The organism is Belliella marina, from assembly GCF_042682445.1.
Classification (GTDB): domain Bacteria; phylum Bacteroidota; class Bacteroidia; order Cytophagales; family Cyclobacteriaceae; genus Belliella; species Belliella marina.
This window is the reverse complement of sequence record NZ_JBHUHR010000006.1, coordinates 102,054-111,840: the sequence shown is the minus strand read 5'-3', so window position 1 is coordinate 111,840 and position 9,787 is coordinate 102,054. Positions and strand designations below refer to the sequence as shown.

Sequence of the window (9,787 nt, the reverse complement as noted above, 5' to 3'; positions counted from 1 at the left end):
TTCATAAAAAAGTTCGCACCTTCTTTTCGTAGTTCTTACCATTTAAAACCGTTCCTGCCTGCCGGCAGGCAGGTTGACAAAGTGAGAATAGTCGAACTCAGGTTACTAATAGATAACGGGTGGTTTTCAAAAATCATATCAGGCCAAGTCACAAAAAAAGACCTTCAAATTGAAGGCCTCCTTTTATATAGTATTCATGAAGACAATTACATATCTGTAACTGGGTCTTCTGATTTTTCAGCATTTTTCTTTTTCATTTCCGCTATAAGGGTATCTACTTTATCCTTTATTTCAGGATTTTCTTTCATCGCCTTATTCACTTTGTTGTAAGTAGCTGCTCCCAATACTTCTGCATCCATGATTAGATCTGTTTTATACTCTTTTGCAGATTCCCCAATTGAACCAATAAAATCCTGGATTCTTTGAAACTCTGCTTTTTCTTCGTCTGTTGCATTGATCTCTGCCAGTTTCTCATCATTTCCCCAAGCGGCTTTGATTTCATTATACCTTGCCCCTCCACCTTCGATGACCTCATTGGATTTGATCATTTCTTCCATTTCAGCTTGCTTCCCTGCAATGAATGCAGCAAAATTAGCTTCCATGGCAGCAAATTTCATCATTTCTTCTTCAGTAACTTCCTCAGACTCTTCTTGTGCATTCGCCTGCACGCTCATCATACCTAACATTAAGAAGGCTAATACAAATACTCTTTTCATCATGACAATAGTTTAAATTAAGTTTTATGTTCAAAAACGATCCTCTAATAAAACGTTTAAAGACCGTTATACCAAAAAAATATGCAAAATATATGCCTTAAATATTGTTAAAAGGAAATAATTCCAGACGAAAGGAACTACACTGAAGAAGTGGGTCAATCAATTTTTTTCAGTTTCTTGATAGTGTCCAAAGGATCGGCAGAAGAGAATACAAAGCTCCCGGCCACCAACACATCTGCACCTGCTGACCTCAACAAAGGGGCATTGTTTTCATTGACACCTCCGTCAATCTCAATTTCTGTTTCCGCTCCTTTTTCAATGATTATCTCCTTCAGTCTCTTTACCTTGGCATAGGTGTTCTCAATAAATTTCTGCCCACCAAACCCGGGATTCACCGACATAATGCACACCAAATCAATGTCCATGATGACATCTTTCAACAACTCAACTGAAGTATGGGGGTTGATGGCTACTCCAGCCTTACAGCCCAATTGTTTGATCCCCTGCAATGTTCTGTGCAAATGTGTACATGCCTCATAGTGTACAGAAATAATTGCAGCACCGGCATTTTTAAAAGCTTCTAGGTACTGGTCAGGGTTGACGATCATCAGATGGACATCCAATGGCTTTTTTGCATGTTTGTTTACTGCTTCTGTTACCGGAATTCCGAAGGAAATATTCGGGACGAATACGCCATCCATAATATCTACATGGATATAATCAGCTTCGGAAACATTGATCATCTCGATCTCTTTTTGGAGATTTGCAAAATCAGATGCAAGGATTGATGGGGCTATTTTGACTGGCATTATATTGATATAAGTGGATTTATCCTGCAAAGGAAATAAAAAAGTTATTAGCCCCCTATCTTTTTATTAATTTTGTCCTTTTCACAATTGCTTCAGACTGTACTTCCACCATATACAGCCCCTTTCCCACAAACGGTAAGTTCACTTTAAAAGGATCCTGATTTGAGTCCCTTCGAATACCCTGCTCTGACACCAAAGTTCCACTGACATCATATAACCTGAAGTTTGCCTCAAGCGAATTGCCAAATAGCACAAAGAGTTCCGTTCCTTCATGTGGATTGGGATATATCTTCCACACCGAATTTTCGGTCTTTTCGTCTACAGAAAGGACTTCTCCGTAATATGCCCTTAGAAAGTTAGGGATGCCATAGCCCAATTGGCTATCTGGATTATTGGCTTGGGTACCACTTTTTAGGAGTTCTGCTATCAATTTGTCCTTGCTCCATTCTGGCTTAGCCTGCCAAAGGCCTGCTGCCAATGCGGCTATCTGAGGCGAGGAAAAAGAGGTGCCATTTCCTGTACCTACTACCCCATTTGAACGGATCATGTATACTGATTGACCAAAGGTCGTCAACTCAGGTTTCACTTTCCCCAAAGCATTTGGTCCTTGGGAACTGAATGGGGATCGGTTTGAATTACTGTCTACGGAGCCTATTGATAACACTCCTTCTGCATCTGCCGGTGCCGTGAGGGACGATTCACCCCTACCTCCATAATTCCCTACGCTCGTCACCACCAAAATCCCTTTCTGAGCTGAGATTGCTGCTGCTTGCGAAATTAAAGCTGTTTTCCCATCAAGATTCTCAGCATAATAATCCATCGTCGGATCATCAAAATCCAAATAGCCCAAGGAAGAATTGATAATATCTACCCCCAAGCTATCTGCAAATTCTGCCGCCCTAAGCCAATTATATTCTTCAATCCTATATTCCGTAGGCACGTCCTCTGTAATACATAATATATAGTCAGCATCTGGTGCTCCGGAGACTAGCCTTTCTGGGGAATTTGCCGCTATCAGAGACAACACATTCGTCCCATGCTGGCTTTTGGTAAAGACATTTGGATTTGCCATGTCAACCAAATCCTTTGTAGCCAATATCTGGTTGTTGTCAAACAAATGCCTAAAACCCTCAACTTGATCAACTCCCAAAAACCCTGCATCAAATACTGCCACAAGTATACCTGCACCGGTGAACCCTTCTCCATGCATGTCTTGTATTCCCAAAAGGGAATTTTGAAAATCATAGACTTCCGATGCCTCTTTTTTGGACTTTAGTCTAAATTTTAAATTCAATGTATTTCCTCCTTTGATCCCGCGAAAAATCCTCCCTCCTGGGTTTCCAACGGGTGCTACAAATTCAACCTTCTCTACAAAATCCAAATTGGAAATCGCATCGACCTGAACCTGATTCGCTACTACCACAGAGGCATTCATCCATTTACTATTGTAGAGCAATGTTTCACAATTTTGCAACACTACTTCCACATACCTATTCGATATGGGTAAGTCTAGACTATCCAACAGAATTCCTTGTCTATCTCTCCTATCAATTGATTTTGTAGTCAAAAATTCCCCTGCATTTTCCAATGAAAAATTCTCTTGGGGTTTGAATTTATAATGTACTGCATATTTCCCTTGACTATAGGTCAATTGGATGCTTGCGATGAAAAAAAATGTAAGCAGAATTTTAGTTTTTCCCATAATTAATGATTTTCAAATGTATCTGGCTACCAGAATCCAACAATTCCTGACCCAAACAATCATTCCTCGAACAATAAGTAAAGACTTCATAATATTGCTCTATCATACCAATTCCTTTGACGTAAACTTCATACCTATTGTCCCGAAAGGTGATTTTATCATCTTCTTGATTTTGCAGTACCCGCACAGCTTGGGTATAGTTGGACTCACCTAGTTGATATGCACCAGATAGATCCATTACAAATGTCTCGGGCTGATTTGAGGAATAAATCCTTCCGTCCCAAGTTTTGTTGAGCTGGGGTGGAAAAGAAAAAGTGACGACCCTTTCATTCTCCTGCATTCTGACCAAAGCTTGCTTTCTGACAATGAGTGAAAAATTCCCTTCCCCAATCCAATCGCCCCTATCATCTGACTGCTCTCTCAAAACCACAAAAACCTGCTCTCCAGCTTCATTGAGGTATGAATAGTCTATCTTATCCCTAAGGTAATAACTATATTCCTCTGAATCGCTCTCCCCAAACACTATTGTCTCCGACACTTCATATTCCCAGAACAAACCCACTTCCAAAGGCTGGTAGTCATAACCTAGATCTAAATTGACATCATCCATCTCCCGGCATGCCAATAGCCCTATGGAAATGGCTATAAGATAAAATATATTTAAACTACGCATACGACTGTACTAACATGGGGCTAAAAATACATTTTTCGGACGAAATCTTTTACCTTAGCAACCATAAAATCAATAATTACTATCATGTCACTCAAAACTTTTGTAAAAATAAGTACCATCAACAACCTTAGCGATGCCAGATATTGCGCAGGAATGTATGTTAACTTAATGGGATTCAGTTTGGAAGAGAATAACGGAAATTATATTTCACCAGAAAAATTCAAGGAGATCACAGATTGGCTGTCCGGTCTGGAATATGTTGCTGAATTTGAAGCAAGCCATCCAGACAAAATTTTAGAGATTGTAAAAGCATATCCCGGCATTGGCTACTTGGAAATCCAGGAAGAAATTCATCTTAAGATGTTGGTGAATTCGAGTTATGGTTTGATCCTAAAGTGTAAAGTAGAGGAAGTCGAGGAGATCGAAGATCTTATAGCCAAATCAAGCTCTTATGCAGACTTCGGCGTAACGCTTCATTTGGTGAGTGATACATTGGAGCTGAATGAATTGACTACATCAAAAATAAAGGAGTTGGCTACAAAATGCCAAGTACTCTTAGGTTTTGGAATAGATGCATCTACAATTGAAGAGGTTTTGGAATCCACCCAAGTGAAGGGGATCTCGTTGGAAGGTGGAGATGAGATCAAGCCTGGATTGAAAGACTTCGACGCCTTGGCGGATATATTGGAAGTATTGGAGTTGGACAATTGATTTTTAACAAATTAGCAATCAGAAAGCATGAATAAAGATCAGATCGCCAAGGATTTCATGGAAATCCAGGATCATATCTGCAAAGAGTTGGAATTGGCTGATGGAAAAGCAAAATTCACTGAAGACCGCTGGACTCGACCCGAAGGTGGTGGTGGACGGACGCGCATTATCCAAAAAGGCAATATCATAGAAAAAGGTGGAGTTGCTTTTTCTGCTGTAGAAGGTCCTACCCCAGAAAAAATCCTGCAAAAACTAAATCTCGATAAATCTGATTTTTTTGCTACCGGCGTTTCCATTGTCATTCATCCAGAAAGTCCCATGGTGCCGATTATCCATATGAATATCCGCTATTTTGAGATGAGCAATGGGGTCAATTGGTTTGGTGGCGGTATAGACCTGACCCCACATTATGTAAATGAAGCTGATGCCAAATATTTCCATCAATCTGTCAAAGATACATGTGACCAGTTTGACAATACCTACTATCCAAAATTCAAAAAATGGGCAGACGACTATTTCTTCATCAAACATAGAAATGAAACCAGAGGAGTTGGCGGGATTTTCTTTGATAGATTGACATCAGAGAATCCGGAAGAAAAAAACCAAATATTTGAATTTGCAAAAGCTATAGGGTATTTATTCCCGAAGGTTTACACCCACTTCATGAAAAAGAACCATCTGATTCCATTTGGGGATCAGGAGAAAAATTGGCAGGCACTCAGAAGAGGTCGCTATGTCGAGTTCAATTTGGTCTGGGATGCTGGGACAAAATTCGGCTTGGACACCAATGGAAGGACGGAAAGTATCTTGATGAGTATGCCGCCCCAAGCCAATTGGGAGTATATGCACCAAACAGTTGAGGGCTCGGAAGAAGCCAAGACACTAGGATTGCTGAAAAAAGGGATTGACTGGGTTTAAAGGATAGATGAAGATGATAGAAAGTTTGAGAGCATGGGATGAAAACCTATTTATATACTTGAATGGTTTTCATATTGACTTTCTTGATCCCATTGTTTTCCAGTTGACCCAAACTTGGCCCTGGATTCCATTATATCTATTTTTGATTTATCTCATTGTCAAAAAATTCGGGAAAGAATCTTGGTGGGTAATGATCAGCATAGGGCTTACCATTCTATTTGCCGATCAGTTCACTTCTGGTTTTATGAAGCCATTTTTCGAACGCTTGAGACCATGCCACGACCCAATGTGGGAAGGGATAATACATAATTTTGGCAAATGCGGTGGTTCATATGGATTTGCTTCTTCCCATTCATCGAATAGCTTTGGGATAGCCACTATCATGACCCTCACTCTTTCCGACCGCTATAAGGCTGTCAAATGGCTATTTCTTTGGGCAGCATTGTTTTCTTACACCAGAATCTATCTTGGAGTCCATTACCCGGCAGATGTGTTGGTTGGTGCATTTGTAGGGGTGATTTCGGCATATATTTCATTTTATATCGGTTCTTTTATCAAATCAAAAGTCCCATGAGAATCTTCGAGGGTTGATCTTATCAAACCCTCGAAGATTGACTAAAATCGATCTTCAAGTAGATCCACTCTCCAAGCCCTCCCTATACAGAATATCCCCTGATAATCCTCTGTATATATTTTCCGATTACGTCAAATTCCAAATTCACCTCATCTCCTACCTGTAATTGATGAAAATTGGTGAATTCATAGGTGTACGGAATGATGGCTACAGAAAAACTTCCATTCTTTGAATTGAAGCAAGTCAAGCTTGTTCCGTTTACTGTGATCGAACCTTTCTCCACAGTCACATTCCCGGTATCGGCGTCAAAGGAAAAGTCAAATATCCAAGACCCATCCTGTCCCGAAATCCCTTCAACACGTCCAACTTGATCCACATGGCCTTGGACTATATGTCCATCAAATCTCCCATCTGCCGGCATGCACCTTTCAATATTCACTTTCTTCCCTACCTCCCAATTCTTGAGGCTGGTTTTTTTCAGTGTTTCGTCGATTGCGGTGACTTTGAATACATCTCCATCGATTGCCACGACAGTTAGGCAGACCCCGTTGTGGGCTACTGATTGATCGATTTTCAATTCATTGGTAATTGGGGAATGAATGTAAAAATGGAAATTAGTACCTTCTTTTTCTATTCTTTGTATAACCCCTAGGGTCTCAATGATTCCTGTAAACATTTATGATAAATTAAATACCAATAATTCAGATTGTAAGCTTTCTAATTTAATTTGCATCAAATTTAAGCCATTTTTAACCTTAACTTAGCAGCTACAATTAAAGTTTCTTAAAATTATTCATTTATATCAATGCTCAAACTTGAGGATACATACAGACATAAAGGTCAAAGAAATGCTTTAGTGAAATTACTGGAAAAAAAAGGGATCAAAGATGGTAATGTACTCCAAGCCATCGGTACGATTCCCAGACATTTTTTTTTCGATACTGCTCTGGATTCCCATGCCTATGAAGACAAGGCTTTTCCAATCGGTGAAGGACAAACCATATCCCAGCCTTACACAGTGGCTTTTCAGTCAGAGCTTTTGGAAGTAAAGCCTGGTGACAAAATCTTGGAAATCGGAACAGGATCAGGATATCAGGCGGCAATCCTCCACCTTTTGGGGGCAGAAGTCCATAGTATTGAGTTTCAGAAAAAATTATTCGATAAGACCAAAAAATTCTTGACAAAGCTCGGGATCCCTATCCATTTTTACTTTGGGGATGGCTCTCAGGGGATACCTTCCCAAGCTCCATTTGATAAGATCATCGTGACGGCCGGTGCACCTGTAGTTCCCAATTCCCTACTGAAACAGCTTGAAGTTGGTGGGATTTTGGTCATCCCAGTAGGTGATAGAAAAACCCAAAAAATGATGAAGCTCACAAAAAAAACAGCAAAAAAAATCATCCAAGAAGAATACGACAATTTTGCCTTTGTACCGTTATTGGGAGAAGAAGGCTGGAGAAGCCAATCGGTTTGATTAGGGGATTAGAAAATTGTAAGATTTTAAAATTAGAAATTTAATTATTGCTATTTCTAAACACTTAGCATTTAAGACCAATATCAATGGCTTCAATGAATAAAAGGATTGAATGGTTTGGAGTTTAATTACCCTTTGTCTGTACTCCTAGACTTTAAAGTATTATCAAATACAACTAACATAAAAACAGAATATTATTCTGAAAATGATTTACATTAATTTTCAAAAGATAAAATATTCTGTATTTTTGTCTAAAATTAAATAAAAATGACCAAGAAGAGATTTGCAAAGCAATCGGAAGTGGTAATGACCGAGATGGTTTTGCCAAACGATACCAATACTTTGAACAACCTCATGGGAGGTAAGTTGATGCACTGGATGGATGTGGTAGCTGCCATTGCAGCGCAAAAACATTCTACAAGAATCGTAGTAACCGCCTCTGCCGATAGCATTTCCTTCAAGCACCCTATTGCATTGGGAAATGTAGTCACATTGAAAGCCAAGGTTACGAGGGCATTTAATTCTTCGATGGAGGTTTTCATTGAAGTGTTTGCAGAAGATATCCCTGCCAATAAAAAAATCACGACGCATAGGGCATTTTTTACATTTGTGGCTGTAGATCAAGGTGGAAGACCAATCGAAGTTCCGGAAGTAGAACCAGAGACAGAAGAGGAAATCGAGCTTTATGAAGGAGCATTGAGAAGAAGGCAGCTAAGATTGGTTTTGGCAAAAAGAATGGATCCAAAAGATGCCGTTGAATTGAAATCTATTTTCAATTTGGACGAAAAGAAGGAAGCTAAATAAAAAGTGCATAAGCCTCGGGTCATGATCCCCGAGGCTTGGATCAAATACCTCCCGATTACGGGACAGGCATTTCAGGGCAATCCAGAATGTTTAAAATTCTCCCGGTGGCCCCGATAGCTATCGGGGGGATCGACATTTTTTAAATTATGAATTTTGAACTCCGAATATTGAATCAAGAATTCGCTAGGTACTTGAGTGTAATCCAGCATCTACTATCCTCAGCGCAACTTTGTGATCTCTGCGAGACCTTCATTTATGTCTTGAATCTCGCTTCTAGCCTCTCGCATCTCCCTACTCAATCCCCAAATGACATCCCCATTGCTTTTGCTCCCTGGACCAGAAAACCCTCTTTGTCAACCACATTATAGTCCTTGACTGCTTCTTCCAAGGATACTGAGCAATAGTCATTGTTTTTGAATGAAACCATCTGTCCAAATTTACCATCTCGGACCAATTCGAATGCCTTGACACCAAACATCGTTGCCAGTACCCTGTCGTACCCCACAGGAGTCCCTCCTCTTTGGATATGTCCCAATACGGTTTCCCTGATTTCAGGCTTACAGCCAGCAGCTTTGAGTTCAGCAGATAGTTGGAAAGCCACTCCCCCCAATCTCAGATGTTCAGAAACCATTTCACGCTCTGTCCCGAAAACCTGGCCATTTTTAGCTTTTGCACCTTCTGCGATGACGATATTGACAAATCCACGTCCTTTTTCATACCTGCTGTCTATTTTCTCCTTTACTTTTTCTATGTCATAGGGGATTTCGGGAATCAAGCAGACTTCAGCCCCACCGGCAATCGCTGTATGCAAAGCGATCCAACCTGCATCCCTTCCCATTACTTCCATGATCATCACCCGATGGTGGCTCTCGGCTGTCGTGACAAGTTTGTCAAAACTATCTGTGGCTATCTGTACGGCTGTTTGGAAGCCAAAAGTAGTATCTGTGGCAGACAAGTCATTGTCGATCGTTTTTGGAACTCCAATGATGGGAACGCCCAGATCGAACAATGCTTTGGAGATTTTTTGGGAGCCATCTCCACCGATATTGATGACCGCATCAAAGCCAAGTGATTTTATCTTTTTGGCCAAGGAATCAGTCCTATCTTCGAAAACAATATTTCCATTTTCATCCTGCACAGGAAACTGCAATGGGTTACCCTTATTTGTTGTTTTTAGGATTGTTCCTCCCTTCACGTGAATCCCCCCAACTTTGGACTTTGTCAATTTGATGATCTGGGTTGGTTCGGCCATAACCCCATTGAAGGCTTCGATACTCCCATAAATTTCCCATTCTTTGGTTTTTTTGGCAGATTTGAATATACCTCTGATCACAGCATTCAACCCCGGACAATCTCCTCCACCAGTACATATAAGTAATTTTTTCATTTTTTTAAATTTATAATCT

Annotated in this window: 11 protein-coding genes; 5 read left to right on the top strand and 6 right to left on the bottom strand. The window is 40.2% G+C overall.

Features of this window, described 5'->3' with window-relative positions:
• Positions 1-206: 206 nt before the first annotated feature.
• The 4 genes from ACFSKL_RS03160 to ACFSKL_RS03145 form a co-directional block, all read right to left on the bottom strand.
• Positions 207-716, bottom strand: a complete 510-nt coding sequence (locus tag ACFSKL_RS03160) for a hypothetical protein (RefSeq protein ID WP_376883459.1) — start codon at positions 714-716, stop codon at positions 207-209.
• Between the two features lie 155 nt (positions 717-871).
• Positions 872-1,525: a ribulose-phosphate 3-epimerase gene (rpe, locus tag ACFSKL_RS03155; RefSeq protein WP_376883454.1), complete on the bottom strand. Its 654-nt coding sequence runs from the start codon at positions 1,523-1,525 to the stop codon at positions 872-874.
• Positions 1,526-1,580: 55 nt separating this feature from the next.
• Positions 1,581-3,227, bottom strand: coding sequence for a S8 family serine peptidase (locus ACFSKL_RS03150; protein ID WP_376883453.1), 1,647 nt, complete (start codon positions 3,225-3,227; stop codon positions 1,581-1,583).
• The gene (locus ACFSKL_RS03145; RefSeq protein ID WP_376883452.1) at positions 3,214-3,900 is read right to left on the bottom strand and encodes a hypothetical protein; all 687 of its coding nucleotides are present in this window, start codon (positions 3,898-3,900) and stop codon (positions 3,214-3,216) included. The genes ACFSKL_RS03150 and ACFSKL_RS03145 overlap by 14 nt, the downstream gene beginning before the upstream one ends.
• An 84-nt stretch (positions 3,901-3,984) precedes the next feature.
• Between ACFSKL_RS03145 and ACFSKL_RS03140 the strand changes: the two genes are divergently transcribed.
• Genes ACFSKL_RS03140 through ACFSKL_RS03130 form a run of 3 tightly spaced genes read left to right on the top strand, consistent with a single transcriptional unit; the run spans position 3,985 to position 6,103 of the window.
• A complete protein-coding gene (locus ACFSKL_RS03140; RefSeq protein ID WP_376883451.1) occupies positions 3,985-4,611 on the top strand; it encodes a phosphoribosylanthranilate isomerase in 627 nt (208 codons plus the stop codon).
• A 27-nt stretch (positions 4,612-4,638) separates the two neighbouring features.
• Entirely contained in the window at positions 4,639-5,529 is an 891-nt protein-coding gene (gene hemF / locus ACFSKL_RS03135; protein ID WP_376883450.1) for an oxygen-dependent coproporphyrinogen oxidase, read from the top strand.
• A 13-nt stretch (positions 5,530-5,542) separates the two neighbouring features.
• Positions 5,543-6,103, top strand: coding sequence for a phosphatase PAP2 family protein (locus ACFSKL_RS03130; protein WP_376883458.1), 561 nt, complete (start codon positions 5,543-5,545; stop codon positions 6,101-6,103).
• Positions 6,104-6,185: 82 nt separating this feature from the next.
• On the opposite strand, the gene ACFSKL_RS03125 is transcribed toward ACFSKL_RS03130, so the two are convergent.
• Complete coding sequence (locus ACFSKL_RS03125) at positions 6,186-6,779, bottom strand: riboflavin synthase (RefSeq protein WP_376883449.1); 594 nt, start codon at positions 6,777-6,779, stop codon at positions 6,186-6,188.
• Positions 6,780-6,908: 129 nt separating this feature from the next.
• Here ACFSKL_RS03125 and ACFSKL_RS03120 point away from each other — a divergent pair, with 129 nt between their 5' ends.
• The gene (locus tag ACFSKL_RS03120) at positions 6,909-7,577 is read left to right on the top strand and encodes a protein-L-isoaspartate(D-aspartate) O-methyltransferase (protein WP_376883448.1); all 669 of its coding nucleotides are present in this window, start codon (positions 6,909-6,911) and stop codon (positions 7,575-7,577) included.
• Between the two features lie 267 nt (positions 7,578-7,844).
• Positions 7,845-8,381 carry an acyl-CoA thioesterase gene (locus tag ACFSKL_RS03115; RefSeq protein WP_376883447.1) on the top strand — a complete coding sequence of 179 codons (537 nt, stop codon included), beginning with the start codon at positions 7,845-7,847 and terminating at the stop codon, positions 8,379-8,381.
• 295 nt (positions 8,382-8,676) lie between these two features.
• Here the strand turns inward: ACFSKL_RS03115 and ACFSKL_RS03110 are convergent, their stop codons facing one another.
• A complete protein-coding gene (locus ACFSKL_RS03110; protein ID WP_376883446.1) occupies positions 8,677-9,768 on the bottom strand; it encodes a 6-phosphofructokinase in 1,092 nt (363 codons plus the stop codon).
• Positions 9,769-9,787: the final 19 nt, after the last annotated feature.

Bases quoted from the DNA above. Each gene is read 5' to 3' on its own strand.
- ACFSKL_RS03160 (WP_376883459.1), bottom strand. From the start codon at position 716: ATGAAAAGAGTATTTGTATTAGCCTTCTTAATGTTAGGTATGATGAGC.
- rpe (WP_376883454.1), bottom strand. From the start codon at position 1,525: ATGCCAGTCAAAATAGCCCCATCAATCCTTGCATCTGATTTTGCAAAT.
- ACFSKL_RS03150 (WP_376883453.1), bottom strand. From the start codon at position 3,227: ATGGGAAAAACTAAAATTCTGCTTACATTTTTTTTCATCGCAAGCATC.
- ACFSKL_RS03145 (WP_376883452.1), bottom strand. From the start codon at position 3,900: ATGCGTAGTTTAAATATATTTTATCTTATAGCCATTTCCATAGGGCTA.
- ACFSKL_RS03140 (WP_376883451.1), top strand. From the start codon at position 3,985: ATGTCACTCAAAACTTTTGTAAAAATAAGTACCATCAACAACCTTAGC.
- hemF (WP_376883450.1), top strand. From the start codon at position 4,639: ATGAATAAAGATCAGATCGCCAAGGATTTCATGGAAATCCAGGATCAT.
- ACFSKL_RS03130 (WP_376883458.1), top strand. From the start codon at position 5,543: ATGATAGAAAGTTTGAGAGCATGGGATGAAAACCTATTTATATACTTG.
- ACFSKL_RS03125 (WP_376883449.1), bottom strand. From the start codon at position 6,779: ATGTTTACAGGAATCATTGAGACCCTAGGGGTTATACAAAGAATAGAA.
- ACFSKL_RS03120 (WP_376883448.1), top strand. From the start codon at position 6,909: ATGCTCAAACTTGAGGATACATACAGACATAAAGGTCAAAGAAATGCT.
- ACFSKL_RS03115 (WP_376883447.1), top strand. From the start codon at position 7,845: ATGACCAAGAAGAGATTTGCAAAGCAATCGGAAGTGGTAATGACCGAG.
- ACFSKL_RS03110 (WP_376883446.1), bottom strand. From the start codon at position 9,768: ATGAAAAAATTACTTATATGTACTGGTGGAGGAGATTGTCCGGGGTTG.